The 26,811-nt window shown below is 70.4% G+C and carries 29 protein-coding genes; 21 read left to right on the top strand and 8 right to left on the bottom strand.

Features of this window, described 5'->3' with window-relative positions; all coding sequences use genetic code 11:
* The first annotated feature begins 105 nt into the window (after positions 1–105).
* Positions 106–1,272, top strand: coding sequence for a nitric oxide synthase oxygenase (locus ACQPZX_RS44035; RefSeq protein ID WP_433369684.1), 1,167 nt, complete (start codon positions 106–108; stop codon positions 1,270–1,272).
* Between the two features lie 285 nt (positions 1,273–1,557).
* Entirely contained in the window at positions 1,558–1,950 is a 393-nt protein-coding gene (locus ACQPZX_RS44030; protein WP_433369681.1) for a VOC family protein, read from the top strand.
* Here the strand turns inward: ACQPZX_RS44030 and ACQPZX_RS44025 are convergent.
* The 4 genes from ACQPZX_RS44025 to ACQPZX_RS44010 are packed head-to-tail and all read right to left on the bottom strand — an operon-like array spanning position 1,940 to position 5,233.
* Complete coding sequence (locus ACQPZX_RS44025) at positions 1,940–2,653, bottom strand: class I SAM-dependent methyltransferase (RefSeq protein ID WP_433369678.1); 714 nt, start codon at positions 2,651–2,653, stop codon at positions 1,940–1,942. The genes ACQPZX_RS44030 and ACQPZX_RS44025 overlap by 11 nt on opposite strands.
* Positions 2,653–3,270 (bottom strand): RNA ligase family protein, encoded by a 618-nt coding sequence (locus ACQPZX_RS44020; protein ID WP_433369676.1) that lies wholly within the window; start codon positions 3,268–3,270, stop codon positions 2,653–2,655. The genes ACQPZX_RS44025 and ACQPZX_RS44020 overlap by 1 nt, the downstream gene beginning before the upstream one ends.
* Before the next feature lie 2 nt (positions 3,271–3,272).
* On the bottom strand, positions 3,273–4,166 hold the full coding sequence (locus ACQPZX_RS44015; protein ID WP_433369673.1) for an AAA family ATPase: 894 nt from the start codon (positions 4,164–4,166) through the stop codon (positions 3,273–3,275).
* Positions 4,163–5,233 carry an RNA ligase gene (locus tag ACQPZX_RS44010; RefSeq protein WP_433369670.1) on the bottom strand — a complete coding sequence of 357 codons (1,071 nt, stop codon included), beginning with the start codon at positions 5,231–5,233 and terminating at the stop codon, positions 4,163–4,165. Before ACQPZX_RS44010 ends, ACQPZX_RS44015 begins: the two co-directional genes overlap by 4 nt.
* A 223-nt stretch (positions 5,234–5,456) precedes the next feature.
* Here ACQPZX_RS44010 and rpmE point away from each other — a divergent pair, with 223 nt between their 5' ends.
* Positions 5,457–5,681, top strand: a complete 225-nt coding sequence (gene rpmE / locus ACQPZX_RS44005; protein WP_030436290.1) for a 50S ribosomal protein L31 — start codon at positions 5,457–5,459, stop codon at positions 5,679–5,681.
* Between the two features lie 64 nt (positions 5,682–5,745).
* Positions 5,746–6,837: a peptide chain release factor 1 gene (gene prfA / locus ACQPZX_RS44000; RefSeq protein ID WP_433369667.1), complete on the top strand. Its 1,092-nt coding sequence runs from the start codon at positions 5,746–5,748 to the stop codon at positions 6,835–6,837.
* A 22-nt stretch (positions 6,838–6,859) separates the two neighbouring features.
* Here the strand turns inward: prfA and ACQPZX_RS43995 are convergent, their stop codons facing one another.
* Genes ACQPZX_RS43995 through ACQPZX_RS43985 form a run of 3 tightly spaced genes read right to left on the bottom strand, consistent with a single transcriptional unit; the run spans position 6,860 to position 10,967 of the window.
* A complete protein-coding gene (locus ACQPZX_RS43995) occupies positions 6,860–8,185 on the bottom strand; it encodes a PQQ-binding-like beta-propeller repeat protein (protein ID WP_433369664.1) in 1,326 nt (441 codons plus the stop codon).
* Positions 8,182–9,465: a PQQ-binding-like beta-propeller repeat protein gene (locus ACQPZX_RS43990; RefSeq protein WP_433369661.1), complete on the bottom strand. Its 1,284-nt coding sequence runs from the start codon at positions 9,463–9,465 to the stop codon at positions 8,182–8,184. Before ACQPZX_RS43990 ends, ACQPZX_RS43995 begins: the two co-directional genes overlap by 4 nt.
* The gene (locus ACQPZX_RS43985; RefSeq protein WP_433369658.1) at positions 9,462–10,967 is read right to left on the bottom strand and encodes a diguanylate cyclase domain-containing protein; all 1,506 of its coding nucleotides are present in this window, start codon (positions 10,965–10,967) and stop codon (positions 9,462–9,464) included. Before ACQPZX_RS43985 ends, ACQPZX_RS43990 begins: the two co-directional genes overlap by 4 nt.
* A gap of 80 nt (positions 10,968–11,047) precedes the next feature.
* Here ACQPZX_RS43985 and prmC point away from each other — a divergent pair, with 80 nt between their 5' ends.
* The 4 genes from prmC to ACQPZX_RS43965 are packed head-to-tail and all read left to right on the top strand — an operon-like array spanning position 11,048 to position 14,144.
* Positions 11,048–11,920 (top strand): peptide chain release factor N(5)-glutamine methyltransferase, encoded by an 873-nt coding sequence (prmC, locus tag ACQPZX_RS43980; protein ID WP_433369655.1) that lies wholly within the window; start codon positions 11,048–11,050, stop codon positions 11,918–11,920.
* 37 nt (positions 11,921–11,957) lie between these two features.
* A complete protein-coding gene (locus tag ACQPZX_RS43975; RefSeq protein ID WP_433385839.1) occupies positions 11,958–12,602 on the top strand; it encodes an L-threonylcarbamoyladenylate synthase in 645 nt (214 codons plus the stop codon).
* A 1-nt stretch (position 12,603) separates the two neighbouring features.
* On the top strand, positions 12,604–13,197 hold the full coding sequence (locus tag ACQPZX_RS43970; protein ID WP_433369653.1) for a phosphotyrosine protein phosphatase: 594 nt from the start codon (positions 12,604–12,606) through the stop codon (positions 13,195–13,197).
* Entirely contained in the window at positions 13,194–14,144 is a 951-nt protein-coding gene (locus tag ACQPZX_RS43965) for an L-threonylcarbamoyladenylate synthase (protein WP_433369651.1), read from the top strand. Before ACQPZX_RS43970 ends, ACQPZX_RS43965 begins: the two co-directional genes overlap by 4 nt.
* Here the strand turns inward: ACQPZX_RS43965 and ACQPZX_RS43960 are convergent.
* Positions 14,137–15,594, bottom strand: a complete 1,458-nt coding sequence (locus tag ACQPZX_RS43960) for an SDR family oxidoreductase (RefSeq protein WP_433369648.1) — start codon at positions 15,592–15,594, stop codon at positions 14,137–14,139. The two genes, ACQPZX_RS43965 and ACQPZX_RS43960, sit on opposite strands and share 8 nt — an antisense overlap.
* A 76-nt stretch (positions 15,595–15,670) precedes the next feature.
* Here ACQPZX_RS43960 and glyA point away from each other — a divergent pair, with 76 nt between their 5' ends.
* The 13 genes from glyA to ACQPZX_RS43895 all read left to right on the top strand — a co-directional run bounded on the left by glyA (position 15,671) and on the right by ACQPZX_RS43895 (position 26,733).
* Complete coding sequence (gene glyA / locus ACQPZX_RS43955; protein WP_433369645.1) at positions 15,671–16,960, top strand: serine hydroxymethyltransferase; 1,290 nt, start codon at positions 15,671–15,673, stop codon at positions 16,958–16,960.
* The gene (locus ACQPZX_RS43950; RefSeq protein ID WP_433369643.1) at positions 16,957–17,373 is read left to right on the top strand and encodes a hypothetical protein; all 417 of its coding nucleotides are present in this window, start codon (positions 16,957–16,959) and stop codon (positions 17,371–17,373) included. Before glyA ends, ACQPZX_RS43950 begins: the two co-directional genes overlap by 4 nt.
* Positions 17,374–17,583: 210 nt before the next feature.
* Complete coding sequence (locus ACQPZX_RS43945) at positions 17,584–17,817, top strand: AtpZ/AtpI family protein (protein WP_433369640.1); 234 nt, start codon at positions 17,584–17,586, stop codon at positions 17,815–17,817.
* A 15-nt stretch (positions 17,818–17,832) separates the two neighbouring features.
* Entirely contained in the window at positions 17,833–18,627 is a 795-nt protein-coding gene (gene atpB, locus ACQPZX_RS43940) for a F0F1 ATP synthase subunit A (protein WP_433369637.1), read from the top strand.
* Positions 18,628–18,711: 84 nt separating this feature from the next.
* Positions 18,712–18,945 carry a F0F1 ATP synthase subunit C gene (locus ACQPZX_RS43935; protein WP_433369634.1) on the top strand — a complete coding sequence of 78 codons (234 nt, stop codon included), beginning with the start codon at positions 18,712–18,714 and terminating at the stop codon, positions 18,943–18,945.
* 26 nt (positions 18,946–18,971) lie between these two features.
* Entirely contained in the window at positions 18,972–19,541 is a 570-nt protein-coding gene (locus tag ACQPZX_RS43930; protein ID WP_433369632.1) for a F0F1 ATP synthase subunit B, read from the top strand.
* Complete coding sequence (locus ACQPZX_RS43925; protein ID WP_433369629.1) at positions 19,541–20,362, top strand: F0F1 ATP synthase subunit delta; 822 nt, start codon at positions 19,541–19,543, stop codon at positions 20,360–20,362. The genes ACQPZX_RS43930 and ACQPZX_RS43925 overlap by 1 nt, the downstream gene beginning before the upstream one ends.
* Before the next feature lie 87 nt (positions 20,363–20,449).
* Complete coding sequence (atpA, locus tag ACQPZX_RS43920; protein WP_433369626.1) at positions 20,450–22,102, top strand: F0F1 ATP synthase subunit alpha; 1,653 nt, start codon at positions 20,450–20,452, stop codon at positions 22,100–22,102.
* A 2-nt stretch (positions 22,103–22,104) separates the two neighbouring features.
* Positions 22,105–23,034 (top strand): F0F1 ATP synthase subunit gamma, encoded by a 930-nt coding sequence (locus ACQPZX_RS43915; protein WP_433369623.1) that lies wholly within the window; start codon positions 22,105–22,107, stop codon positions 23,032–23,034.
* Positions 23,034–24,476 carry a F0F1 ATP synthase subunit beta gene (gene atpD / locus ACQPZX_RS43910; protein WP_433369620.1) on the top strand — a complete coding sequence of 481 codons (1,443 nt, stop codon included), beginning with the start codon at positions 23,034–23,036 and terminating at the stop codon, positions 24,474–24,476. The genes ACQPZX_RS43915 and atpD overlap by 1 nt, the downstream gene beginning before the upstream one ends.
* A gap of 104 nt (positions 24,477–24,580) precedes the next feature.
* A complete protein-coding gene (locus tag ACQPZX_RS43905) occupies positions 24,581–25,714 on the top strand; it encodes an LCP family protein (RefSeq protein WP_433369617.1) in 1,134 nt (377 codons plus the stop codon).
* Between the two features lie 257 nt (positions 25,715–25,971).
* The gene (locus tag ACQPZX_RS43900; protein ID WP_433369615.1) at positions 25,972–26,253 is read left to right on the top strand and encodes a F0F1 ATP synthase subunit epsilon; all 282 of its coding nucleotides are present in this window, start codon (positions 25,972–25,974) and stop codon (positions 26,251–26,253) included.
* Positions 26,254–26,262: 9 nt separating this feature from the next.
* Positions 26,263–26,733 carry a DUF2550 domain-containing protein gene (locus ACQPZX_RS43895; protein WP_433369612.1) on the top strand — a complete coding sequence of 157 codons (471 nt, stop codon included), beginning with the start codon at positions 26,263–26,265 and terminating at the stop codon, positions 26,731–26,733.
* The last annotated feature ends 78 nt before the right edge of the window (positions 26,734–26,811 follow it).

The following is a 26,811-nucleotide window of genomic DNA, read 5'->3' as shown; positions in this document are numbered from 1 at the left end:
CCGGACCGGCGGGGCTGCGTCCTTTTTGTCGCACACGGTGTGTGATCTTTTTTCCGCCGGGTCGGGCAACCTCCGAGGACACGTCAGCTCTCCGTGGAGGCGTCCATGATCGTGCCTGGGTATCGGGACAATCCGACCGAGCGATGGGATCCGGTCGCGCCGGTCGACCCTGCCGAGGCCGAGGATTTCCTCCGTCGCTGCTATGTCGAGAACCCGCGCCTGGGCCCGGTCGAGCCCCGCCTGGCCATCGTGCGCGCGCAGATCGCCGCGACCGGCACCTACGTGCACACCACCGAGGAGCTCGGCCACGGCGCGAAGATGGCCTGGCGCAACTCCTCGCGCTGCATCGGCCGCCTCTACTGGAAGAGCCTGCTGGTCCTCGACCGCCGGCGAGCCCGCACCGCCGACGAGATCTTCTCGCTGCTCGTCCACCACCTGCAGGCCGCCGGCGACGGCCAGCTCCGCCCGGTGATCAGCATCTTCGCCGCCGCGCAACCCGGCCAGCCCTTCGCCCGGGTCTGGAACGAGCAGCTCATCCGCTACGCCGGTTACCGCGACGAGCAGGGCCGCACGGTCGGCGACACCCGGCAGGCCGACTTCACCGCGGCGATGCGCGGCTTCGGATGGCGGGGCAAGGGCGAGCACTTCGACGTGCTGCCCTTGGCCATCGAGACACCGTCCGAGGGGGTGCGGCTCTACGAGCTGCCCGAGCGGGCCGTCCGCGAGGTGCCGATCACCCATCCCGAGTTCGACTGGTTCACCGAGCTGGGACTGCGCTGGCACGCGGTGCCCGCCATCTCCAACATGCGCCTGACCATCGGCGGCGTGCACTACCCCCTGGCGCCCTTCAACGGCTGGTACATGGGCACCGAGATCGGCGCCCGCAACTTCGCCGACGCCGACCGCTACAACATGCTGCCCACCGTCGCCGCCCGCATGGGCCTCGACACCAGCCGCGAGTCCACTTTGTGGCGCGACCGGGCGCTGCTGGAGCTCAACCGCGCGGTGCTGTGGAGCTTCGAACAGGCCGGCGTGAAGATGAGCGACCACCACACCGAGTCGGCGCGCTTCATGGCCCACCTGCGCAACGAGGAGAAGGCCGGCCGCCCCGTCCCCGCCGACTGGAGCTGGATCGTCCCTCCGATGTCCGGCTCCCTGACGCCGGTCTTCCACCGCTACTACGAGGAGCTCGACCAGCGCCCCGCCTTCTACCTCGACGACGAGGCCGCCGCGATCGCCCGCACCGGCACGAAGTGCCCGTTTCCCCACTGACGGAAGATAAAGATCAAGTTCATGTCGTATCTGGGTGGTGGGTACGGACCGTCGCTCCCGCCGAGGCCGCGCCGGGGCCCAGCTGCGCCGGCCCTGGCGCTTCATTCTGCGTGAGTGGTCACCCAAACCCGCACCCCTGATGACTTCCCGCGCGCACCAAGATGTTGTGATGACTTGCCGCGCGCTCCGAACCCGTACTCATCAAGATCTCGAACCGAGCGGGCGGGCGCGACACCCCGCGCAAAATGCGTGGCCTCCGCGTGGGTGGCTTGGGAGCATGCGCGCATGACTTCGTATATCTCGCACACCACGGTGGACTGTGCTGACGCCTATGCGCTCTCCAAGTGGTGGGAGGGCGTGCTCGACTACACCGAGCTGCCCGAGGATCCCAACCTTCCCGGGCACGAGGAATGCATGATCATGTCGCGGGACCGGACGCACAAGGTGCTGTTCATCGAGGTGCCCGACGCCAAGCAGGGGAAGAACCGGATCCACTTCGACCTGCGGCCCGCCGCGGGGACCCGGGACGAGGAGCTGGCGCGGCTGGTCGACCACGGCGCCAAGCCGATCGACGACCTGCGCCGGCCCGACGGCACCGGCTGGGTGGTGCTCGCCGATCCCGAGGGCAACGAGTTCTGCATGCTGCGCAGCGAGGCCGAGGTGGCCGTTACGGCCTGACGGCGGTCACCAGCGCGGTGGGGAGCCACGGGCCGCCCCACCACATGCGCCAGCCGAGCGGGCGGACGGTGGCGGAGATGCCGACGCTGTCCAGATGCGCCGCGTACGCCTTCGTCGCGCTGATGTCGGCGATCACCAGCCGGCCGCCGGGCCGCAGCACGCGCAGCGCCTCGTCGATCGCGGTGAGGCGGCCCGCCGCGGGGTGGATGTTGTGGATCGCCATGCTGCTGACGACCAGGTCGAAAGACTCGTCGGGGTAGGGGAGCGACGTCATGTCCCCGGTGTCGAGCGATACGCGTACGCCCTCGGCGGTCGCGTTTGCCTCCGTCACCGCGGGGGAGTTACCCGACTGGTCGACCGAGCGCCAAAGGTCGACGCCGGTCGCGTGCCCGGCGGGGAGGCGGCGGGCCACGGCGATCAGCACCGCGCCGCGGCCGCAACCCAGGTCGAGGGCCCGCTCGTCGCCGCGCAGGGACAGGCCGTCGAGGACCTCGCGCCACACCGCGAACTTCCCGCGCGTGGTGGTGTGCAGGTAGAGCGACGCGCTCGCCGCGAAGTAGAGGCCGATCAGGGCGGGCCAGATCGCGGCCCAGCCGGCCAGCGCGGCCGTGACGATGGTGGCGGCGAGCAGGAAGACGACCGCCGACGTCAGGCCGAACAGCACCGGCGGCGCGTCGATGCCGTACCGGGCACGGGCGGTCATCAGGCGAACTCGTTCACGGCGAAGTCGTCGCGGTGGCGCCACGCGGCATCGGTGCGCACGTGCTCCGCTCGTACCCACTTGAGGACCTTGTGGGAGAACTCGGCCGCGGGAATCCGCCCGGCCGCACGCACCACGAAGCCCTCGGAATCTTCCGGCGTGCGCCGCGCCGCCCAGGCGGTGCGCGCCTCGGAGAGACTGCCGCCCCGATAGAGCACCGGCACCACCGGCAGCTCGAGCCGCCGCGCCCAGTCGACCGTGTCGTCCCACCCGAGCAGCGTGTCGGTCTCGTCCCAGATGCCGAAGACGATGAAGACGCCGGGCAGGTCCGAGTACGCGATGCTGCGCCGCGCCCACATCGACTCGCCGCACACCCGCCAGTCGTCGGGGATCCGGTACGCCGTCATCGCCCACAACGCCTTGGCCGGCCGGTCCCACGGCTGCGTGCCGGAGTCGACCGACCGGCCGAACATCGTGTCGCGCGTGAAGGTGAGGTTGCCGCCGTCGAGCTTCTCGGTCACCACCAGCTCACCGTCCAACCAGGACAGATCGTGCTGAACCTTGTCGTCGGCGGTCGCTCCGGGCGAGTCCGGCAGGTGGAAGGTGCGCGGGTACTTCAACGTCAGAAGTCTCCCTCCGCGACCTGGAAAACAGTGAGGCCGAGTGCCCGCCACATACGTACCACCTGTTGGCGGTCGTCGAAAACCCCGACGATCCGCCAGGTGTACCGGATTTCGGAATCGAAGATCTCGCGCTTGACCACGGCGTCCTTGCGGCCGTCGTCCTCGGGCCGCATGAAGAGCGCCTCGTACGGGACGCCGACGAACAAATCGAGCCACGCCTCCGTCTCGGGGCGGCACACGGCGTCCCGGCCCGAGCAGAAGATGATGGCGTTGCCGGCCGCGTGCATGGCCTGGACGGCCGTGATGACGGCCTGGTTCGGCAGGTCCTCGCCGACCCGGTGCCAGTCGTAGGGGCTGCGGTCGCCCATCAGTGCCACGGTCCCGTCGATGTCGACGAGCATCGCGGGCGGCAGGTCGGGGTCCGGCTCGTAAACCTTTACCGAAATATCCGAAATGTACGGTACGGGCAGCGGGAGGTTGCGGCCCGCCAGGTAGCGCGAGTGCATCCGGCGGATTGCTTCCTCGCCTACCTGATCGGGGGCGCCGCGTTCAAGATCGCGCCGGATGCACTCTTCCAGCGGCACGTCGGTGAAATCGTGCACCTCGAAGGAAGCCCCGAGCCGCGCGGCCATCTCGGCCCACTCCCGCACCGTCTTGTTCCGCAGGTTCGTGTCGTCGACGATCACGTCGGCGTGCGCCCGCAGCAAGGCCTCGACCGCGGCCCGCTGCGCGTGCGTCACCTGCGACTCGGACCACTGGGTGTAGAGCCGCTCACCGTGCAGCATGCGCCGCAGGTCGTCGCGGTTGACCCGGACCACCCGCGGCTGCAGCTTCCGCGCGAACGTCGTCTTGCCGGACGCCGGCAGCCCACGGGTGATCAGCAGTCTCGTCATTCCTCGGCCACCTTGGTCATCGCCGCGTCCGCCGCCGGCCGGGCGTGCTGCCACAGCACCGGACGGTAGTCCTTGCTGTCGAGCCGTAGGAACAGCGCGAACTTGTGCTCGCTCCGCACCGCCCGGGCCGCGAACTCCTTGCGCCCCCAGCCGTCCGGCAGCTCCGCGACGATCGTCGCGTAGGCCGTCTCGATCGCGGCGGCCTGGGCCTCGACGGTCGCGGTGAGCTCCGCGGCGACGCCGCGGACCCACGGGTGGAACTCGTCGGGGAGGGGCGCGGTGAGCGCGTCCAGGTCGCCGCCGTTGGCCATGACGTCCCATACCGTACGCGCCGTGAGCCCCGTGACCAGCCGATGCAGCCGTACGTAATCGGCGTACTTGATCTTCACCCGCTGGTCGGCCGCGGTGAAGTGGACGACCAGCCCTTCCCGGCCGTCGCGCGGCGGCGCGGCGAGGGCCTCGGCGAACGTCGCGTACCCGAACGTCTCCACCACCGGCCCCGGCCAGTTCGGCACCGCCTCGGGCCCATAGGTGCGCCCGGTTGCGATGTCCACCGCCCCGAGCAGGACGAGATCGTCGAACCCCTGGTAGTCCACGACGATCCGGTTCCCGGGGTAGATGATCTCGACCAGCACGGTGAGACCTTCCGGCAGGATAAATCCGGCATATCGGGTACGAAGCAGCGCCGTCGCGTGCAACGCCTGGCCGGACGCGAAGGAACCCCGGGTAGCGACCGCGAGGCCATCGCCATCGTGGAAGATGATCCCGAGCGATCCGTCCGCTTTGTCCGTTACGACCACTGCCGCATCGGGCTCGAGGCGCGGGGCGTGCGCCTCCGAGTGGTTGAAGAATTTGGCGAGCGGCCGCGCGACGATCCGGCCGGCGGCGTCGGTAATGAGGCCGCGGCAGGCGAGCGTCACCGGCGTCCAGGCGCCGGAGTACTGGCATACCTCGGTGTAGTTGTAGATCGTCAGCGGACGCGACGGATGACGCTGCAGCCGGACATGTCCGGTTTCGACCGCGGCGGCCAGTTCGGCCGTGTCGAAAACGTCGGTGAGCAGCGTCATGGCACGTTCCTTTCCTGATCCGGGGGAATGCCGCGAGGGCGGCTCACGTTATCGACACCGGACCAGCAAAGTCGCCTCGATTTCTCGCGAGGCCATGTCGCATGGCAGACTGGTCCATCGGCCAGCAAAAGGTTCCGGTTCACGCCCGAGCCCACCGCCCTGGCGGGGCGGCGCGGTGCTGACAGCGACCCGGCGACCACGTGATCGAGAGGGACCGAGAGACATGAAGAGCGGCATCCACCCGGAGTACAAGACCACCGAGGTCATCTGCTCCTGCGGCAGCACCTTCACCACCCGGAGCACCGCCAAGGGCGGCGAGATCCGCGTCGAGACCTGCAGCGCCTGCCACCCGTTCTACACCGGCAAGCAGCGCGTTCTGGACACCGCCGGCCGGGTTGCGAAGTTCCAGGCCAAGTACGCGAAGGTGAACGCGGCCAAGAAGAAGTAACTGCTTCAACGGCGCCCGCACCCGGAAACGGGGGCGGGCGCCGTTCGCGTGTGGGGAGACCACTGTGAGTAACGACAGGTTGACCACGCTTCTCGAGGAGTACGCGGAACTGGAGAAGCGCATGGAGGACCCCTCCATCCATGCCGACCAGGCTCTCGTACGCCGGGTCGGCCGTCGCTTCGCCGAGCTGGCCCCGATCTACGCGGCTCACGCCGAGCTGGAGGCCGCCCGCGCCGACCTGGTCGCGGCGAAGGAGCTCGCGGCCGAGGACCCGGCGTTCGGCGCCGAGGCCGAGGCGGTCGCCGCCACGCTGCCGCCGCTCGAGGAGAAGCTCGGCGAGATGCTGATCCCCCGCGACCCGAACGACGCCAAGGACGTGATCGTCGAGATCAAGGCGGGCGAGGGCGGCCAGGAGTCGGCCCTGTTCGCCGGGGATCTGCTGCGCATGTACACGCGGTACGCGGAGCGCCACGGCTGGATCGTCGAGGTGATCGACTCACAGGAGTCGGACCTGGGCGGCGTCAAGGACATCTCGGTCGCGGTGAAGACGAAGGGCGTGCCCGAGGGCGGCCACGGCGTCTGGTCGCGGCTGAAGTGGGAGGGCGGCGTGCACCGGGTGCAGCGCGTGCCGGTGACCGAGTCGCAGGGCCGTATCCACACCTCGGCGGCGGGCGTGCTGGTGCTCGCCGAGGCCGAGGAGGTCGACGTGCAGATCGACCCGAACGACCTGCGGATCGACGTGTTCCGCTCGTCGGGCCCGGGCGGCCAGTCGGTCAACACCACCGACTCGGCCGTGCGGATCACGCACCTGCCCACCGGCACCGTGGTGAGCTGCCAGAACGAGAAGAGCCAGCTGCAGAACAAGGAGTCGGCGCTGCGCATCCTGCGGTCCCGGCTGCTGGCGATCGCGCAGGAGGAGGCGGACGCCGCGGCGGCCGACTCCCGCAAGGCGCAGGTGCGCACGGTGGACCGCTCGGAGCGGATCCGCACGTACAACTTCCCGCAGAACCGGATCACCGACCACCGGATCGGCTACACCGCGTACAACCTCGACCTGGTGCTCGGCGGCGAGCTGGACGCGGTGCTGGACGCGCTGGCCGAGGCGGACCGGCAGGCCCGCCTTTCCGGCGAGACCGAGCTGAGCCGGCGAGTTTAGGGCCCGCATCAAGGTGGGGGCCCTAAGGGTCGACGCCCATGACGTGCAGCCCGTCGTAGCGGGGGCATGCCAGGTAACCCGGTGAGCTGAGGCAGACGGTCTGGTCGCCGCTCGGCCCGAACCGGCCCAGCGGCGTCTGCCGGCCGTCGGCGAGGTCGACCCGGGTGACGACGAGCTGGCCGACCGGGTCGAGGCTGGGCCGGGTGACCAGCACGCTGTCCGCCTCGCCCGAGCCGGGCGCGGCCATGCCGGTGACGGGCCGGCCGAGCAGCTTGCCGGTGCGGCTGTCGACCAGCTGGAGCTGGTTGTTGTTCCGATCGGCGCCGACCAGCGTGCGGTCGGCGCCGACCTGCCAGCCGTCGTGGGTGGCAGGCAGGTTCCAGACCACCCGGCCGGTGGCCGGGTCGCGCGCGGACAGGCCGTCGAAGTAGCTCGAGCAGGCCAGGGCGCCGCAGGGAGCCACGTAGTCGGCGAACCAGAGCGCCTTGAACGTGCCGGAGTCGTAGACGGTGGTCATCGTCCCGCTCGCGATCTGGTCGTGGCTCACCGCGAAGTTGGGGCCGGTCGGCGCGATGCTGGTCACGACGCCCTCGCCGTCCCAGGGCAGCCGGCCGGTCTTGCGGAGCTTGCCGTCGGCGAATCCGTAGACGGAGGCCGTGCCGTTCTGGGTGACCGTGGCGATCGCCTCGGGATGGTCGAAGTCGGGCAGCGGAGTCCAGTCGGCCAGCGGAGGCAGCGCCAGGTGCCAGAGCTCGGCGCCGTCGCGGAGCTTGACCGCGCGCAAGCCGACGACGCGGTTCTGCCTGTCGTGCTCGGCGACCAGCGCCGTCCCGGTGGGCACCGACGGGTGGGCGTCGCCGTTGACGCGCCACAGCTCGTCGCCGGTGGCCGCGTCCAGGGCGATCGTGGTCCGTACGGTGATGTAGAAGTACCGGTCGCCGTTCTCCTCGTTGTGGCTGACCGTGACCGGGTCGACGGGCGCGAGCACGACGTCGCCGGCCGGTCGGGGCGAATATCCGGCCAGCTGGTCGCCGGTCGGCGTGGACCAGCGCATCTCGCCGGTCGCCAGGTTGTACGCGGCGAGGGTGGGCGTGTCGCCGACCCCGACGCCGGTTCGAGCCAGGTACGCGGTGTCGCCGTCGAGCGCGACCGCGTCGTTCTCCATGTTGAGCGGCGTGATCCACAGCGGGCGCAGTCCGGGCGGGGTGCCGTGCGCCGAGCCCGCGACCGCGAGCACGCCGGCGACGGTGAGGACCGCGAGCAGCACCCGGAGCAGGCGCCGGTGGTTGAGCGGAACGGCCGGTCCCGCGTCCTCGTGGGTGACCTCGCCGAGGTCGATCACCGTCATCGGCCGACCGCCGTGACCGAGTACGCGTCGTTCTGGTAGCACCCGAGATAGTGCGCGACGGCCTGGCAGCGGTTGACCGTGATCCGGTCGATCGAGCCGAGCACCTCGCGCCGGCCGGTGACCAGGTCCCACCGGGCGATCGAGGTGCGCCCGCTCGGCGTCTCGGTCGGCTTGAGCACGAGCAGCGCCTCGTCGGGCTCGGTGTTCCAGACCGTCTCGCCGGGGCTGTTCTCGCCGACCCGCGCGCCCGTGCCGGCATCGATCAGGTACTGCTCGCCCACCTCGCCGGGCTCGTCGACCACCACCCGGTCGTCGCCGGCGGCCCAGCCGTTGCCGCTGCCGGGGACGTGCCAGCGCTGTCGGCCGGTGTCGGCGTCGTACGCGGTCAGGCCCTGCTGGTTGTTGAGGCAGATCCCGCTGCCACAGGGAAACGCGTACCCGTCGGTGCCGTCGGCCCGCCACAGGAAGGCCAGCGTGTCGAGGCGGTACACGCTGAGCTCGGCGTGGCCCTGTTCGTTGCGGTTCACCACCAGATGGTTGCCGCTCGCCGCAAGGTCGTTGTACTGGCCCTGTTCCGGTTTGGCCCGGGCCCAGGGGAGTCGGGCGCGGGCGAGCCGGCCGCCGTCGGCGAAGCGCAGCACCTCGGCGAGCCCGTCGTCGGTGACCGTGACGACCCGGGTCGGCCCGTCGGGGCCGATGGCGAACGCGAAGCTGATGACCCCGGTGGCGTCGTGCTGCCAGACCGTGCCGCGGTCGCCGAGCCGGATCAGCCGGAGCCGGGCGAACGCTCCCGTCCCGGTGTAGTCGGCCATCAGCACCGTGTCGTCGGAGAGGGCCATCGGCTCGCCCGGCGCGGTCCACAGCCATTCGCCGGTCGCGGCCGAGAGCGCGACCGTCGAGCGGATGAACTGGCCGTACAGGCCGTCCTGGCGTCCCATCTGCGGATCGGCGGGCAGCAGCAGGAGAGAGCCGGCCAGCTGGGCGTACCCGAGCGTGTCCTTGGCTTCGGTCCGCCATCGCACCGCGCCGGTGGCCAGGTCGTACGCGGTCAGCTCGCCGCCGTGGTGCAGGTAGAGCGTCTCCGGGCCGAGCGTGGTGCTGTCGGCGTCGGAGGTCGGGACGCTCCACAGCGGACGGACCGCGTTCGGCATCGGCCGCGTCGAGGCGGCGCAGATCAGGCAGAACAGCAGCGACGCGGCCAGCCCGAGCCGGCGCCAGGGAACGTGGTCGAGCTCGCCGCCGGGCTCCGGGGAGATCTCGCCGAGCTCGATCGTGCTCATCTCGTGGGCGAGCGATTGGCGGCCGCTGCCGCGAGGGCGGCGCTGAGCGTACGCCCGTTGGTGCCCACTTCGGACCAGCCCGCCGCCAGGCCGATCGGCGTGCCCGGCACCAGAACCTGCCAATTCTCCGAATTCGTCGCCGCGGTGATGCGGCGGGACACCTCGGCCGCCTGGGCCTGCCCGGCGCCGGGCAGCACCACGACGAACTCGTCGCCGGCGAACCGGGCCACGAAGTCGCCGCGCCGCATCACCCGGTTGAGCACGCCGGCTATCCGCTGGAGCACGAGGTCGCCGCAGTGCCGGCCGTGCCGCACGTTGACCGCGGTGAACCCGATCAGGTCGCAGACGCCGATCGCGGCGCGCTCGCCGCGCTCCAGCATCGAGTGCACGTAACGCTCGAGCTGGCGGCGGTTGGGCAGCCCGGTCAGCGGGTCGGTGAGCGTCTCGTCGCCGTACCGGTCGGCGTCGCGCTGGGTCTCCTGCGCGTCCAGCCGGGCCGCCACGCCGTCGAGGTAGCCGTCCCGCAGGCGGTCGATGCGCTGGGCGGCGAGGCGGAACGCGTACCGGTCGGCGGTGTGCGCGGCCGCGTGGTCGCCGGCCGCGGCGCAGGCGATGCTGCGCAGCCGGGCCGGCTCGGCCGCGCCGAGGATCTCGGGGGAGACCGGCACGGAGTCCAGCATGGTCAGTGCCCGTTCCGGCTTGCCGGCCGCGATGGTCAGGCAGACGTGGCCGAGGTGGTGCAGGTCGCGGGTGCGCACGCTGTCGCCGCCGCCGGTCAGCCACTCGGCCGCGTTCGCCTCGGTCTCCTCGCCCAGCGCGGCCCGGCGGGCCAGGGCGTAGCCGTACGCGGCGCGGCTGCCGGGCCGCATCTGGTCGGCGCCGATCGCGATGTAGCGGGTTAGCTCGGCGTCGATGTCGCGCAGCACCCGCAGGCAGCCGTCGGTGTCGCCCTGGTGGTCGAGGGAGACCGCGTTGCGCAGCCGGATGCCGGGGGCCGCGAAGATCTCGGGGGCGAGCCCGACCGCGGCGCCGACCTGCCGGGCCTGCTCGATCGAGGTCAGCGCGTGGCCGTGAAAACCGAGATATGAATACGCCATCGCGAGGTCGTGCCAGCCCCACGCGGTCTCGTAGTCGTTCTCCTGCACGGCGGCCAGCGCCCGGGAGGCCTGCACCAGGTGCGTCACGCCGCGGTCGATGTTGCTCTGCAGATGCGAGCCGAGCGCCGCGAACGCGTGCATCTGGCCGCGCAGATAGGGGTCCGGGATCTCGCGTACGGCGTTCGCGGTCGCCGTCATCGCGGTGGACAACTCGGCGATGCGACCGAGGTTGATCAGCGCGCCGAAGCGCTGGACCAGCGCGTACGCCCGGGTTGTCGGGTCGGTCGCGGTCGCGAGCACCGCGTCGAGGATGGGCAGCGCCTCCGCGGAGCGGCCGTTCTGCTGCAGCCGCCCGGCCCGCTTCAGCTCCTCGATGTTTTCAGGGAGCTGGTCCAACCAACTCACCGGGCGCCTCCCACGCGTGCCACGCATCGATCCGCCGACCCGGCCGGCCGGCGACGCACGTGACGTTTGATGATTATGCCGTGGACCCGGACGACGAACACCCCTCCCGACCTTTGGTACGGACGCCCATCTCTCCGGCGCTGGCCACGGCGGTCGCCGAGCTCGCCGCCGCGGGCGTGGCGTCGCCCCGGGTCGACGCCGAGTTGCTCGCCGCGCACGTTCTTCAGATCCCGCGAGGACGGCTGCTGCTGGTCGACTCGATGCGCGAGGACGAGCTGCGCCGCTTCCGGGTCCTGGTGGCCGAGCGGGCCCGCCGGATCCCGTTGCAGCACCTGCTGGGCACGGCCGCGTTCCGCCATCTGGAGCTTTCGGTCGGCGACGGTGTCTTCGTCCCCCGTCCCGAGACCGAGCTGTTGGCCGGTTGGGGCATCGCTCATGCGCGAAGGGGCGACATCGCGGTGGATCTCTGCAGCGGCACCGGCGCGATAGCCCTGTCGCTGGCCGACGAGATCAAGGACATCGACGTGTACGCCGTGGAGCGGTCCCCGGTCGCGTTGTCCTTTTTGCGCCGTAACGCCGCCGCGTTCGACATCCACGTCGTCGAGGGCGACGTCACTGACCCCGGTTTGCTTCCCGAGCTGACCGGACGGGTCGCCGTCGTGCTGTGCAACCCGCCCTACGTCCCCGACGGCACCGCCGTTCCGCCCGAGGTCGCCGACCACGACCCGGCCGAGGCGGTCTTCGGCGGCGCCGACGGCCTCGACGTGATCCGCCCGGTGATCGCCCTGGCCGCGCGGCTGCTGCGCCCCGGGGGATATATCGGAATTGAGCATGATGACGTGCACGGCGAGGCCGTGCCCGCGCTGCTCCGGGCGGACGGCCGGTTCACCGAGGTGACGGCCCATGACGACCTGACCGGCCGGCCGCGGTTCGCGACGGGACGCCGCACCTGATCGGTGTGCCGCGCCACATGGCAGACTGCACGGTGTGATGCTCTACGACTGCCGTACCACCGCGGACCGGGATCGCGGCATCGCCGCCGCCGTCGAGGCGGTCAAGAGCGGCGAGCTGGCCGTGATGCCCACCGACACCGTGTACGGCATCGGCGCGGACGCGTTCACCCCGCACGCCATCACGGCGCTGCACCACGCCCGCAGCGTCACCAACCAGGTGCCGCCGCCGGTGCTGATCGGCTCGCGGCACACGCTCGACGGGCTGACCTACTCGCTGTCCAAGGCGACCCGCGAGCTGGCCGACGCGTTCTGGCCGGGCGCCCTGACGCTCTACGTCGAGCACACCCCCAGCCTGCAGTGGGACCTCGGCGAGACCGGGGGCAAGGTGGCCGTGCGGATGCCGCTGCATCCCGTGGCGCTCGAGGTGCTGCGCGAGGTCGGCCCGATGGCGGTCACCACGGCCAACAAGGTCGGGCAGCCCGCGCCGACCACCGCCGAGGAGGCCCGCGACCAGCTGGAGTACTCGGTGCGCGTCTACCTCGAGGCGGGCCCCGCCCACGATCCCGCGCCCAGCACGATCGTCGACGTCTCCGGCGAGGTGCCGCGGGTGCTGCGAGCCGGGGCCATCCCGTTGGAGAAGCTGCGCGACGTCGTACCCGAAATCCTGGGCCCGGAGGCCTGAGGTGGCGCCGTTCACGATTCTGCACGTCTGCATGGGCAACATCTGCCGCTCGCCGATGGCCGAGCGGTTGCTCGCCCGGGCCGTCCGCGATCGGGTCGGCGACGCCGGCGACCAGCTGATCCGCAGCGTCAGCGCCGGCACCGGCGGCTGGCACGAGGGCGAACAGATGAACCCGCCCGCCGCCCGCCAGGTCCGCTCCCGCGGCGGCTCCACCACCGGCTTCGAGGCCCGCAAGCTGCGCGGCGACTTCATCGACGAGGCCGACCTGATCTTCACGGCGACCGCCGACCAGTACGACTACGTCGTCGCCCTGCGCCCCGACGCCGCCGACCGCACCTTCGTGATGGGTGAGTTCGGCCGGCTCCTCGGCGCCGTCGACACCTCCGAGTTGCCACCCGCCGCCGGCAACGCCGACGAGGTGCACGCCCGCGGCGCCGCCATCGTCGAGGCGGTGCACCGGTTGCGCGGGCCCGAGGGCCCGATGCCCGGCGACGACCTCGACGACCCGTGGGGCCGCGGCGACCAGACGTTCCAGCGCATCGGCGACGAGATCGAGGACACCACGGTCCCGTTCGCCAAGCTCCTCCTCTCGTGACCGGCCGCATCGTCCGGCCCGACGACGCGGGCATCGCCGAGGCCGTCGCGCTGCTGCGCGCCGAGTCGGTGGTCGCCTTCCCCACCGAGACCGTCTACGGCCTGGGCGCCGACGCGTTCTCCCCGAAGGCGATCGGCGAGGTCTACCGCCTCAAGAACCGCCCGTCCTGGAACCCGCTGATCGTGCACGTGGCCGACGTGGCTGCCGCCCGATCGCTGGCCGCCGAGTGGCCGGTCACCGCCGACCGCCTCGCCGCGGCTTTCTGGCCCGGCCCGCTCACGATGGTCGTGCGCCGAGCCGCCCATCTGAGTGGGGTGGGCGCCGACAACGACACGATCGCCATCCGGATCCCGGCCCACGACGTGGCCCTGCGCCTGCTCGCCGCGTGCGGATTGCCGTTGGCCGCACCCAGCGCGAACCGTTCGGAGAGCATCTCGCCCACCACCGCCGAGCACGTGCTGCGCAGCCTTCCCGACGTGCCCCTGGTCCTGGACGGCGGCCCCAGCTCATGGGGCATCGAGTCCACCGTCCTCGACCTGACCACGCCGGCGCCGACGCTGCTGCGCCCCGGCGCCCTGGGTTTGCGTGCCCTGCGCGACGTGACCGGCGCGATCGCCGTGCGCGACACCGAGACCACCGATGGCGTCGCGCGCCCGTCCCCCGGGATGAGCCGCCGCCACTACGCCCCGAGGGCCACCCTGCACCTGGTCCCCGACGTGCGCTCGGCCGAGATTCCCGAGAAGACCGGCATTCTCACGTACGAGGGCGCCGAGGTCCCGGACGCCGAGGTCCTTTCCGCCGACCCGCGTGAGTACGCCGCGGACCTCTACGCCGCCCTGCACCGCCTCGACGACTCCGGCGTCGAGACGATCCTGGTCCAGGCCCCGCCGGACGCCGAGGACTGGCTGGCCATCCGCGACCGCCTGGGCCGCGCCGCCGCTAAGTAGCCGACGCCCGGTCGGCGATGTTGCGGGCCATCCCACTGAAGACGATGCCGTGGAACGGCAGCACCGACGCCCAGTACGCGTGCCCCGCCAGCCCCCGCGGCAGGAACACCGCCCGCTGCCGATAGACACTGCGCCCGTCCCCATCGGGGGAAGGGGACGCGCTCATCTCCAGCCAGGCCCGGCCCGGCACCCGCATCTCGGCCCGCAGCCGCAGCAGCGATCCCGGCACGATCTCCTCGACCCGCCACCAGTCGAGGGCCTCGCCCACCCGCAACCGGTCGCGATCGCGTCTTCCCCGGCGCAGCCCGACACCGCCCGCCAGCCGGTCCAGCCAGCCGCGCACCGACCAGGCCAGCGGGAACGAGTACCAGCCGTTCTCGCCGCCCACTCCCTCGATCACCCGCCACAGAGCGTCGACCGGCGCGTTCACCGGACGGCTGCGCTCGTCCACGTAGACGCTGCCGCCCGACCAGTCGGGGTCGCTGGGTAGCGGCTCGGCGGCAGCATCCCGGCCGGCGGCTCCGGACCAGCGGGTTTCCACGTCGGCGTTGCGGATCCTGCCGAGTGCCAGCCGGGCGGCGTTGTCGAAGCCGATCGGCTCCACCTCGGGCACGAGCCGGCGGATGTCGCGCTCGCGGGCCACCGCCTCGTGCACGAGGCTGGCCACCAGCGGCCGGGCGATCGCGTTCGGCACGGGCGTGACAAGCCCGACCCAGAACGCGGACAGCCACGGGCTGAGCACCCGCGTCGGGACGATCACCCGGCGGCGCAGGCCGGCCGCCCGCGCGTACCGCTGCATCATCTCGGCGTAGGTGAGGACGTCCGCGCCACCGATGTCGAAGCCCCGGCTCTCGGCCAGCGGCATGGTGGCGGCGGCGATCAGATATGACAGCACATCCCGTACGGCGATCGGCTGGATCCGGTTGCTCACCCATCGCGGCGTGACCATGGCCGGCAGGCGCTCGGTGAGATAGCGCAGCATCTCGAAGGACGCCGAGCCGGAGCCGATGATCACCGGCGCGCGCAGCACGACGGTCGGGACCCCGCTGTCGAGCAGGATGCGAGCGACCTCGGCGCGGGAGCGCAGGTGGGCGGAGGCCCGCTCGGACGGGGGCGGCTCGGGCCCGCCCAGGTAGATGATGCGTTCGACCCCGGCGGAACGGCACGCGGCGGCGAAGTTGGCCGCGGCCCGGCGGTCGACCTCCTCGAAGTCGCGCCGGCCCAGCGAGTGGACCAGGAAGTACGCGACGTCGACGCCGTCCAGCGCCGCCTCGAGCGACGAGAGGTCGGTCAGATCCCCCTCGGCGATCTCGACCCGGCCGTGCCAGGGCACGTCCCGCAGCCGGGCCGCACTGCGCGACAGGCAGCGCACCTGATGGCCGGCCGCGAGCAGCCGGGGCGCGAGCCGGCCGCCGATGTATCCGGTCGCGCCGGTCACCAGAAACCGCATAACCGCAGAGTGTTCCCTTTCGCGAGCCTTTCAAGCCATATGCTGGATTTTGGCGGCGCCTATGCGGGGAGGGCACGTGGAGAGCTTCTGGGGGCCGGACTTCGCGTATCTCCAGCGCGACGATCCGGAGATCGCCGATGTCCTCCTCGACGAGCTCGCCCGGCAGCGCGGCGGGCTGCAGCTCATCGCGAGCGAGAACTTCACCTCCCCGGCCGTGCTCGCCGCGCTCGGGTCCACGCTGCACGACAAGTACGCCGAGGGATACCCGGGCGCGCGCTACTACGGCGGGTGCGCCGAGGCCGACCGGGCCGAGACGCTGGCGATCGAGCGGGCGCGGACGCTGTTCGGGGCCGAGCACGCCAACGTGCAGCCGCATTCGGGGGCGTCGGCCAACCTGGCGGCGTACGCGGCCCTGGCCGAGCCGGGCGACACCGTGCTGGCCATGGAGCTGCCGCACGGCGGGCACCTCACGCACGGCAGCCGGGTCAACTTCTCCGGGAAGTGGTTCCATCCGATCGGCTACCGGGTCACCCCGAACACCGAGGAGATCGACTACGACGAGGTGCGCGACCTGGCGCTCGCCCACCAGCCCAAGCTGATCATCTGTGGCGCGACCGCCTACCCGCGCCAGATCGACTTCGCGCTGTTCCGCGAGATCGCCGACGAGGTGGGCGCGTACCTGCTGGTCGACGCCGCGCATTTCATCGGGCTGGTGGCCGGCCGGGCCATCTCGTCGCCGGTGCCGTACGCCGACGTGGTCACCTGCACCACCCACAAGGTGCTGCGCGGGCCGCGCGGCGGGATGATCCTGTGCCGGGCCGAGCTGGCCCAGCGCGTCGACAAGGCCGTCTTCCCGTTCAGCCAGGGCGGTCCGATGATGCACGCGATCGCGGCCAAGGCGGTGGCGTTGCGCGAGGCGTCGGGCGAGGCTTTCCAGTCGTACGCCCGGCAGGTCGTCGACAATGCCCGGGCGCTGGCCGTGGCGCTGGCCACCGAGGGGATGCGGCCGGTGAGCGGCGGGACCGACACCCATCTGGTGCTGGCCGACCTGCGCGATCTCGGGGTCAGCGGGCGCGACGCCGAGGCCCGCTGCGAGCTCGCCCGGATCACGCTGAACAAGAACGCGATACCGTTCGACCCGCGGCGGCCGTCGGTGGCGTCCGGCATCCGGGTGGGCACGCCGGGCGTGACCACGCAGGGCATGCGCGAGGGCGAGATGCGGCGGATCGGCGCGCTGGTCGGGACCGCGGTGCGCTGCGACCCGGGCACATCGGCGGGAGCCGCCCGCCTGGCCGAGGTCGCAGACGAAGTGCTGGCGCTGGTGGGACAATTTCCCGCCTACGCCCAGCAGGAAGTGATGGCATGACCGAAGTAGAAGTGAAAGACGCTCCTGCCAACCCTGGATGGCGGGTGGCGCATCTGCCGTTCCTGACGGCGGTCTCGTTCGCGCTGCTGCTCTGCGCCGCCTCGGCCGGGTTCCTCTCCGGCGGCGCGCCCTCCGCGCTCGGCGCGGCGCTCGGCGTGCTGATCGTGACCATCAGCTACACGATGTCCACGCTGGTCGTCGCGTGGGCCGACACCGTGCGGCCGGCCCTGCTCATGCCGCTGGCGCTGTTTACATACGTGTTGAAGTACAGCGTTCTCGGCCTGGTCCTCGCCTACGGTGTGTCCACAAGCTGGGCCGGCAAGAACGCACTGGGCTGGGGCATCGTCGCCGGGGTCGTGGTGTGGACCGGCGTGCAGGCCTGGTGGTTCACCGTGGTGCGTCGCCCAAAGTGATCTTCTGCACCCCGTTTTGCCACCTCAGGCGTCCCTTTCGTGGTTTGTTGACCACGAAACGGTGATGTGAACGCAGGTGGCGCGTCAGGTTATGGCAAAGGGGGAGTACCGTGTCGTTCCAGTTGCGAGACCCCTGACGCCTGGACAACTGCGGTTGTGCGGGGGGTCCCGCTTAGCCTCGTGTTTCCTGCTGATATCGTTCGGGCCGTCATGACCGGTCAGGAACCTCCCAAGAATCCCCATGGGGATGACGGTCAACAGCCGCCCGACACGGGCATGGGCATGACGGCCGTCTCCTACCTCATTGCGGGCATGTTGGTGTGGGGCGGGATCGGTTGGCTGGTCGACCACTGGGTCGGGACCAGGGGCATCTTCGCCGGTCTCGGCGCGGTCGTTGGCATGGCCGGCGGTGTCTACCTCATCGTGCGCCGTCTGGGCGCCTGACAGGAAAGGGCTACGGTGACCGGTCAGTCGATCGTCCTCGCAGCGGATATTCCGTTCCCGCCGAGTGTCGAGGACTTCTACCTGCCCAGCATCCTGCCGTGGGGCGAGCACGACAACTACTGGTTCACGAAGATCACCGCGCTCGTCTGGCTGAGCGCTGCTTTGATCATCATTTTCTTCCTGGTGTCCTACCGGAAGCCGCAGCTGGTACCGACCAAGCGGCAGTGGCTCGCCGAGAGCGTCTACGGCTTCGTGCGCAACAACATCGCCGTCGAGATGATCGGCCCCGCCGGTGTGAAGTTCGCTCCCTACCTCACGGTGCTGTTCAGCTTCATCCTGCTGAACAACTTCTGGGGCATCGTGCCGCTCGTGCAGATCTCTCCGAACTCGCACATCGCCTTCCCGGCGTTCCTGGCGATCATCAGCTACCTGCTGTTCATCATCGTGGGCATCCGGCACCACGGCTTCGTGAAGTACTTCAAGACGGCGCTCATCCCGCCGGCGCCGTGGTTCATCCTGCCGCTGCTGATCCCGATCGAGTTCTTCTCGAACTTCCTGGTCCGGCCGTTCTCGCTCGCCGTCCGACTCTTTGCCAACATGTTCGCCGGCCACATGCTGCTGCTGGTGTTCACGCTCGGCGGCTTCGCGATGCTGAACGCCAATGCCTGGTTCCTGCCGTTCTCGCTGTTGTCGTGGGCGCTGACGATCGCGCTGACCTTCCTCGAGTTCCTGGTGATCTGCCTCCAGGCCTACGTCTTCACGGTGCTTACCGCGAGCTACGTCCAGGGCGCGCTCGCCGACGAGCACTGAGCACCACCCTAGAACCGCCAGTTACACCCCGTTGTCGTCCCGCGTGAAACCGATTCACGCGAGATACCTGGAGGAACTGAAAAAATGGACATCGCTGCTTTCACCGGTAGCACCGCCGCCATCGGCTACGGCCTCGCCGCGATCGGCCCCGGCATCGGCGTCGGCCTGGTCTTCTCGGCCTACATCCAGTCGACCGCGCGTCAGCCCGAGTCCTCGCGCCTGACCCTGCCGTACGTCTGGATCGGCTTCGCCGTCATCGAGGCGCTCGCGCTCCTCGGCATCGCCTTCGGCTTCATCTGGCAGGGCCAGGGCCTCTGAGCCTCCGCCTCGACAGGAGGTAAGTAATGATCAAATCTCTCGTGGTTCTGGCCGCGGAGGAAACTGCCGAGACTTCGAAGCACAACCCGATCTTCCCGATCTGGCAAGAGGTCCTTCTCGGCGCCATCGCCTTCGGGCTGCTCTGCTGGGTGCTGATGAAGTACGTCTTCCCGCAGATGGAGAAGACGTTCGCGGCCCGGGTGGACGCGATCGAGGGCGGCATCAAGCGTGCCGAGGCCGCGCAGGCCGAGGCCAACCAGCTGCTCGAGCAGTACCGCACGCAGCTCGCCGAGGCCCGGACCGAGGCCGCGCGCATCCGCGACGAGGCCCGCGCCGACGCCGAGGGCATCCGGCAGGACGTGCTGGCGAAGGCTCGCGAGGAGTCCGACCGGATCATCTCGGCCGGACGCGAGCAGCTCGCCGCGCAGCGCGAGAGCATCGTGCGTGACCTGCGTGCCGAGGTCGGCACGCTGGCGGTCGACCTGGCCGGCAAGATCGTCGGAGAGTCCCTCGCCGACGAGGCGCGCAGCCGCGGCACGGTCGAGCGGTTCATCGCGGAGCTCGACGCGGCCGGATCGACGGGCGGGCGGCGCTGATGGCGTCGAGCGTCAGTCAGCAGGCCTACAACTCGGCGGTGGAGAAGCTCGCCGCCGAGACCGGCTCGGCCACGGCCGCGCAGCTGGCCACGATCGCCGACGAGGTTCTGTCGGTGGCCGGCCTGCTGCGGGCCCAGCCCGGACTGCGCCGGGCGCTGACCGACCCGTCGCGGCCGGGGGCCGAGCGGGCCGGGCTGCTCCGCTCGCTGCTGGCCGGCAAGCTGGCCGAGGTCACCGTCGACACGCTGACCACGCTGGTGGACGGCCGGTTCTCGAAGCCGACCGAGCTGCTGGATGTCACCGAGCGTCTCGGCGCCGACATCCTGCTCCGCTCGGCGGAGAAGGCCGGCACCCTGGCGGACGTCGAGGACGAGCTGTTCCGGTTCGCACAGATCGTCTCGGGCAACGCCCGGCTGGCGGTCACGCTGGGTGACCCGAGTGCGCCGACGCCGCTGCGGGTTAAGCTGGTGGAGGACTTGCTCAAGGGCAAGGCCCAGCCGGCCACGGTTCGCCTCGTCGAGGTGGGGCTCGAGGGCTTCGGGGGCCGCAGTTTCGAGTCCTCGCTGACCAGGCTGGTCGAGCTGACCGCCGCGAAACGCGATCGCGAGGTCGCGTACGTGACGGTGGCCCGGCCGCTCAGCGACGACGACGAGCAGGCGCTGGCTGCCAAGTTGTCCGACATCTACGACCGCCCGGTCTCGCTGAAGGTCGTTGTCGACCCCGCGATCATCGGCGGGGTGAGCGTCCGAGTCGGCGCCGACCTCTACGACGGCACGATCCTGCGGCGGCTCAACACGGCCAGGCAGGCGTTCGCTAAATAGGTTTCTTCCCCTTGGTCCGCGGCGACGCAGGATCGAGCAGGCCCCTCGGCGGCGGCGACGTCCCGAGCTAGACAGAGAAGGCAGAGGATGGCCGAGCTGACCATCTCCTCGGACGAGATCCGGGGGGCGCTAGAGCGCTACGTCTCGTCCTACGACAATACGGTCTCCCGCGAGGAGGTCGGTGTGGTCTCCGATGCGGGCGACGGCATCGCGCACGTCGAGGGCCTGCCCTCGACGATGGCGAACGAACTGCTCGAGTTCGAGGACGGCACCCTGGGTGTCGCCCTGAACCTGGACGTCCGCGAGATCGGCGTCGTGGTCCTGGGCGAGTTCGAAGGCATCGATGAAGGCCAGCAGGTCAAGCGCACCGGCCGGGTCCTCTCGGTGCCGGTCGGCGACGGCTTCCTCGGTCGCGTGGTCGACCCGCTGGGCCGGGCGATCGACGACCGCGGCGACATCGAGAACGAGGGCTTCCGCGAGCTCGAGCTGCAGGCGCCCAACGTCATGGCCCGCCAGCCGGTGAAGCAGCCGTTGCAGACCGGCATCAAGGCGATCGACGCCATGACGCCGATCGGCCGCGGCCAGCGCCAGCTGATCATCGGCGACCGCAAGACCGGCAAGACCACGGTCGCGATCGACACGATCATCAACCAGAAGGCCAACTGGGAGTCCGGCGACCCGGACAAGCAGGTCCGCTGCATCTACGTGGCGATCGGCCAGAAGGCGACCACCATCGCGTCCATCAAGGGCACGCTGGAGGAGCAGGGCGCGATGGCGTACACGACCATCGTGGCCGCCCCCGCCTCCGACCCGGCCGGCTTCAAGTACATCGCGCCGTACACCGGCTCGGCCATCGGCCAGCACTGGATGTACGCCGGCAAGCACGTCCTGATCGTCTTCGACGACCTGACCAAGCAGGCCGAGGCGTACCGCGCGGTGTCGCTGCTGCTGCGCCGCCCGCCGGGTCGCGAGGCCTACCCGGGCGACGTCTTCTACCTGCACTCCCGGCTGCTCGAGCGCTGCGCCAAGCTCTCCGACGAGCTGGGCGGCGGCTCGATGACCGGCCTGCCGATCGTCGAGACCAAGGCCAACGACATCTCGGCCTACATCCCGACCAACGTCATCTCGATCACCGACGGCCAGATCTTCCTGGAGACCGACCTGTTCGCCTCGGGTGTCCGCCCGGCGATCAACGTCGGCACCTCGGTGTCGCGGGTCGGCGGTTCGGCGCAGGTCAAGGCGATGCGCTCGGTCTCCGGCCGGCTGCGCCTCGACCTGGCCCAGTTCCGTGAGCTGGAGGCGTTCTCGGCGTTCGCGTCCGACCTGGACCGCGCCTCCCGCGCCCAGCTGGACAAGGGCGTACGCCTGGTCGAGCTGCTCAAGCAGCCGCAGTACTCGCCGTACTCGGTGGTCGACGAGGTCATCGTGATCTGGGCCGGCACCACCGGCCAGCTCGACGACATCGCGGTCGGCGACGTGCGCCGCTTCGAGGGCGAGATGCTGCAGTGGCTGCACCGCCACCGCGGCGACCTGCTCACCTCGATCGAGTCGACCGGCCAGCTGTCCGACGACAACATCGAGAGCCTGAAGTCCGGCCTGGACGAGTTCAAGGAGCTCTTCAAGCAGGGCGACACCGGCATCAAGCTCAACGAGGCCGACGCCGAGGCGCTCGGTGAGGGCCGCGAGACCCGGGAGACGGTGACCCGCGAGGTTCCCCGTCCCGCGGCGAACGAGAGTTAGTCATGGCCGGTCAGGTACAGGCCCTCCGGCGGCGCATCCGCACCGTCCGGTCGACCAAGAAGATCGCCAAGGCGCAGGAGCTGGTCGCCACCAGCCGGATCGCCAAGGCCCAGGAGCGGGTGGCCGCCTCCAAGCCGTACGCGGAGGCGATCACCCAGGTCCTGACCGCCCTGGCGTCCAACGCGACGATCGACAACCCGCTGCTGGTCCCGCGTGAGCGGGTCCGGCGCGCGGGCGTCCTGCTGATCACCAGTGACCGTGGTCTGGCCGGCGCCTACAACGCCAACGCCCTCCGCACCGCCGAGCAGCTGATCCAGCGGCTCAAGGCGGACGGCAAGGACACGGTGCTGTACGTGGTCGGCCGCAAGGGCGTCGGCTACTACCGGTTCCGCAACCGGCCGATCGAGGCCAGCTGGACCGGGTTCTCCGAGCGTCCGTCCTTCTCGGACGCGAAGACGATCGGCGACGCCCTGCTGGAGGCCTTCGTGGCCGGCGCGGACGACACGGACGCGCACTACGGTCCCGACGGCATCCAGGGCGTCGACGAGCTGCACATCGTCAGCACCCAGTTCAAGTCGCTCATGACCCAGAGCGCCGAGGCGCACTTCCTGGCCCCGATGCAGGTCGAGGAGCGCGAGGTCGAGCCGGGTCTGCGGCCGGCGTACGAGTTCGAGCCGGACGCCGACGAGCTGCTGGACGCGCTGCTGCCGAAGTACCTCAACACGCGGATCTACGCGGCGTTGCTGGACTCGGCGGCCAGCGAGTCGGCCTCCCGGCGGCGGGCGATGAAGAGCGCGTCGGACAACGCGGACGACCTGCTCAAGCGGTACACGCGCGAGATGAACTCCGCGCGGCAGGCTGCGATCACCCAGGAAATCAGTGAGATTGTCGGCGGCGCCAACGCGCTGGCCGCGGCGGGAAGTGATGTGTGATGACTGCTGTTGCTGAGCCCACCAAGGCGGAGACCGGCACCGGCCGCGTCGTCCGGGTCATCGGCCCGGTCGTCGACGCCGAGTTCCCGCGTGACGCCATGCCCGGCATCTTCAACGCGCTGCACGTGGAGGTGACCCTCTCCGAGGGCACCAAGAAGCTGACCCTGGAGGTCGCCCAGCACCTGGGTGACAACCTGGTCCGCGCGATCTCCATGCAGCCGACCGACGGCCTGGTCCGGGGCGCCGAGGTCATCGACACCGGCGCGGGCATCTCGGTGCCGGTCGGCGACGTGACCAAGGGCCACGTGTTCAACGCCCTCGGCGACGTGCTCAACGCCGACCCGGCCAGCCTGGACATCCAGGAGCGCTGGGAGATCCACCGTCAGCCGCCGGCGTTCGCCGACCTCGAGCCCAAGACCGAGATGCTGGAGACCGGCATCAAGGTGCTCGACCTGCTCGCGCCGTACGTGCGCGGCGGAAAGATCGGCCTGTTCGGCGGCGCGGGCGTGGGCAAGACGGTGCTCATCCAGGAGATGATCATCCGGGTCGCCCGCAACTTCGGTGGCACCTCGGTGTTCGCCGGCGTCGGCGAGCGCACCCGTGAGGGCAACGACCTCATCCTGGAGATGGAGGAGGGTGGCGTTCTCGACAAGACCGCCCTCGTCTTCGGCCAGATGGACGAGCCGCCGGGCACCCGCCTGCGGGTCGCCCTGACCGCCCTGACCATGGCGGAGTACTTCCGGGACGTCCAGAACCAGGAGGTGCTGCTCTTCATCGACAACATCTTCCGGTTCACCCAGGCCGGCTCCGAGGTTTCCACCCTGCTCGGCCGCATGCCGTCGGCCGTGGGTTACCAGCCCACGCTGGCCGACGAGATGGGCCAGCTCCAGGAGCGGATCACCTCGGTCCGGGGCAAGGCGATCACCTCGATGCAGGCGATCTACGTGCCCGCCGACGACTACACCGACCCGGCGCCGGCCACCACGTTCGCCCACCTGGACGCGACGACCAACCTCGAGCGGTCGATCTCGGACAAGGGCATCTACCCCGCCGTGGACCCGCTGGCCTCCAGCTCGCGGATCCTCGCGCCGGAATTCGTGGGCGCCGAGCACTACACGGTCGCCCGCGAGGTGCAGCGGATCCTGCAGAAGTACAAGGACCTGCAGGACATCATCGCCATCCTCGGCATGGACGAGCTCTCCGAGGAGGACAAGGTCACGGTGCAGCGGGCTCGCCGCATCGAGCGTTTCCTCTCGCAGAACACGTACGCGGCCGAGCAGTTCACCGGCGTTCCCGGCTCGACGGTCCCGCTGAAGGAGACCATCGAGGCGTTCAAGAAGATCAGCGAGGGCGAGTACGACCAGTTCCCCGAGCAGGCCTTCTTCATGTGCGGCGGCCTGGAGGACCTCGAGCGCAACGCGCACGAGCTCATGAAGGGCTGACGTCCGGCGTTTTCGGGGCCGCGCTCACCGCATCGGTGGGCGCGGCTTCCGCGTTTTCTCCTTCAGGTTGGTCTTTGCCCGGCTGGGTAACCTGTGTAACGGCTATGACGATGGGAGCGGATGTGGCCAAGGAAGGCAAACGCCGGGCGCCGCTGTGGGCCCGGCTCTGTGCGATCTTCGGCTGCGTCCTCATGGTCCTCAGCGGCGGCGCGCTCATCACCGGCCAGGTCGTCATGGCGCGTTACGCCGGCGCCGTGGAGAACAAGGACCTGTTCGGCAACGAGGCGGGCGAAACCAAGGTCTCCGACATCAAGGGGCCGCTCAACATCCTGCTCGCCGGCATCGACCCGCGCACCGACGAGCAGACCCCGCTGTCCGACTCGATCATCGTGGCGCACGTCCCGGCGAGCATGGACCAGGTGTACCTGTTCTCCATCCCGCGCGACCTGGTGGTGGACATCCCGCCGTTCGACAAGACCGGCTTCCGCGGCGGCCGCTCCAAGATCAACGCGGCCATGGGCTTCGGCAGCGCGCTCGGCAACGGCAAGCACGACCCGGCCCAGGGCTTCGACCTGCTCGCCAAGACCGTGCAGCGGCTCACCGGCATCGCCGACTTCGACGCCGGCGCGATCATCAACTTCGGCGGCTTCAAGCAGATCGTCGACGCCATGGGCGGCGTCACCATGAAGGTCGACCAGAACGTGAAGTCGGAGCACCTGCAGCCGAACGGCAAGCCCCGCCCGCGGTACGCCCGGTGCGCCGACAACACCTGCGCCCACCCGTACTACGGGCCGCAGGCGGAGTACAAGGTCGGCACGTACCACCTCAAGGGCTGGCAGGCGCTCGACTACGTCCGCCAGCGGTACGGCCTGCCCAAGGGCGACTACGACCGCCAGCGCCACCAGCAGCAGTTCATCAAGGCCATGGCCGAGCAGGCGCTCAGCAAGGACGTCGTCACCAACCCGGTCAAGCTCGACCGCGTGCTCAAGGCGGCCGGCAAGGCGCTGATCTTCGACGGCAACGGCCACAACGTGGTCGACTGGGGCTTCGCCCTCAAGAACATCCGGGCCAACAGCATGACCTCGATCAAGCTGCCCGGAAAGTCGCTTTTCGACGGCGGCAAGTACGTGGGCGAGGGCCTCGACCCGAGCGCCGCCGACTTCTTCTCCGCCGTGAGCCAGGACCGGCTGCCCGCCTTCCTGCTCCAGCACCCTGAGTACATCAACAAAAACTCGTAGCGAAGGCCTGTGTCGTGGTGGGGGCCGGAGCGAGGCGAGGTCCAGGTGTCGTCTGGGCGTGCGACGCGGGCGCCCGAATACCGGGGTTGTATTCGGGTGTTCGCGGCGTGCGGTCAGACGGCGGCTGGACCACGCCGCAGCCCGTCTCCCACCACGACACAGGCCTTACAGTGTGGCGGTCACCACCCCCTGCCACGGGGCGCAAGTAGGCCGTTTAGACTTCACCCCATCGGTAACGAGCCTGAACAGGAGACTCCGTGGCCAACCAACTGCCCGTCAAGGTTGTCGCCGTCGAGCAGCGAGTGTGGTCCGGCGAGGCCGAGATGCTCGTCGCACGCACCACTGAGGGTGAGATCGGCGTGCTGCCCGGTCACTCCCCGTTGCTCGGGCTGCTGAAGGAGCCGTCCCAGGTGCGGGTCAAGCTCGCCGGCGGCGAGCAGCTGACGTACGACGTGGCCGGCGGCTTCCTCTCCATCGACGAGGACGGCGTGACCGTTCTCGCCGAGAGCGCGACGCCCGCCACTCCCGAGTCGCACTGACGCCCGGCGATGCGGATTCTCGAATTCCTCGGGATCTGCGTCGTCGCGCTGCTCGCGCTCCTCTTTGTGATCTTCTTCCGCCGCCGGCTGCTCATGGCCGGCGGCGGAACCATTCGCCTGCAGGTGCGGGTCAGCACGATCGTCCCCGGCCGGGGCTGGTCCACCGGCATCGGCCAGTTCGTGGGCGACGAGTTGCGGTTCCACCGCATGTTCAGCCTCGCGTTCCGGCCCAAGCGGGTGCTCGACCGCATGGTCCTCGTGGTCGAGGAGCGGCGGGCGCCGGACGGTCCGGAGCGGCTGACCATGCCGTCGCACTGGTCGGTCCTGCGATGTAGCAACGGGGACGCCGGCGAGATCGAGATAGCGATGGCCGAGTCCACCGTGACCGGCTTCCTCTCCTGGCTCGAGGCGGGCCCGCCCGGCCAGCCCGGCAGCATCGCCCCGCGCCCCACGATCCGCCCCCGCCCCGCCGACCACTGACCGGACCGGACCGGATCGGATCGGCCGGGATTTGGCGGGAATCCGCTCGTCTCCGCGTCGCCCGGCGTTCTAGCTTCG

It is taken from the genome of Actinoplanes sp. CA-142083, from assembly GCF_050942195.1.
GTDB lineage: Bacteria > Actinomycetota > Actinomycetes > Mycobacteriales > Micromonosporaceae > Actinoplanes.
Note: the sequence above shows the minus strand (reverse complement) of the source record. Positions and strands in the feature narration are given on the sequence as shown.

What these genes read in the sequence shown, in the direction of transcription:
- rpmE (WP_030436290.1), top strand. Translation starts at nt 5,457, where the DNA reads ATGAAGAGCGGCATCCACCCGGAGTACAAGACCACCGAGGTCATCTGC.
- ACQPZX_RS43990 (WP_433369661.1), bottom strand. Translation starts at nt 9,465, where the DNA reads ATGAGCACGATCGAGCTCGGCGAGATCTCCCCGGAGCCCGGCGGCGAG.
- ACQPZX_RS43975 (WP_433385839.1), top strand. Translation starts at nt 11,958, where the DNA reads ATGCTCTACGACTGCCGTACCACCGCGGACCGGGATCGCGGCATCGCC.
- ACQPZX_RS44025 (WP_433369678.1), bottom strand. Translation starts at nt 2,653, where the DNA reads ATGACCGCCCGTGCCCGGTACGGCATCGACGCGCCGCCGGTGCTGTTC.
- atpD (WP_433369620.1), top strand. Translation starts at nt 23,034, where the DNA reads ATGACTGCTGTTGCTGAGCCCACCAAGGCGGAGACCGGCACCGGCCGC.
- ACQPZX_RS44030 (WP_433369681.1), top strand. Translation starts at nt 1,558, where the DNA reads ATGACTTCGTATATCTCGCACACCACGGTGGACTGTGCTGACGCCTAT.
- ACQPZX_RS43935 (WP_433369634.1), top strand. Translation starts at nt 18,712, where the DNA reads ATGGACATCGCTGCTTTCACCGGTAGCACCGCCGCCATCGGCTACGGC.
- ACQPZX_RS43925 (WP_433369629.1), top strand. Translation starts at nt 19,541, where the DNA reads ATGGCGTCGAGCGTCAGTCAGCAGGCCTACAACTCGGCGGTGGAGAAG.
- ACQPZX_RS43960 (WP_433369648.1), bottom strand. Translation starts at nt 15,594, where the DNA reads ATGCGGTTTCTGGTGACCGGCGCGACCGGATACATCGGCGGCCGGCTC.
- ACQPZX_RS43950 (WP_433369643.1), top strand. Translation starts at nt 16,957, where the DNA reads ATGACCGAAGTAGAAGTGAAAGACGCTCCTGCCAACCCTGGATGGCGG.
- ACQPZX_RS44015 (WP_433369673.1), bottom strand. Translation starts at nt 4,166, where the DNA reads ATGACGAGACTGCTGATCACCCGTGGGCTGCCGGCGTCCGGCAAGACG.
- ACQPZX_RS43995 (WP_433369664.1), bottom strand. Translation starts at nt 8,185, where the DNA reads ATGACGGTGATCGACCTCGGCGAGGTCACCCACGAGGACGCGGGACCG.
- ACQPZX_RS43915 (WP_433369623.1), top strand. Translation starts at nt 22,105, where the DNA reads ATGGCCGGTCAGGTACAGGCCCTCCGGCGGCGCATCCGCACCGTCCGG.
- atpA (WP_433369626.1), top strand. Translation starts at nt 20,450, where the DNA reads ATGGCCGAGCTGACCATCTCCTCGGACGAGATCCGGGGGGCGCTAGAG.
- ACQPZX_RS43930 (WP_433369632.1), top strand. Translation starts at nt 18,972, where the DNA reads ATGATCAAATCTCTCGTGGTTCTGGCCGCGGAGGAAACTGCCGAGACT.
- ACQPZX_RS44035 (WP_433369684.1), top strand. Translation starts at nt 106, where the DNA reads ATGATCGTGCCTGGGTATCGGGACAATCCGACCGAGCGATGGGATCCG.
- ACQPZX_RS43905 (WP_433369617.1), top strand. Translation starts at nt 24,581, where the DNA reads ATGACGATGGGAGCGGATGTGGCCAAGGAAGGCAAACGCCGGGCGCCG.
- ACQPZX_RS43895 (WP_433369612.1), top strand. Translation starts at nt 26,263, where the DNA reads ATGCGGATTCTCGAATTCCTCGGGATCTGCGTCGTCGCGCTGCTCGCG.
- ACQPZX_RS43945 (WP_433369640.1), top strand. Translation starts at nt 17,584, where the DNA reads ATGACCGGTCAGGAACCTCCCAAGAATCCCCATGGGGATGACGGTCAA.
- ACQPZX_RS44010 (WP_433369670.1), bottom strand. Translation starts at nt 5,233, where the DNA reads ATGACGCTGCTCACCGACGTTTTCGACACGGCCGAACTGGCCGCCGCG.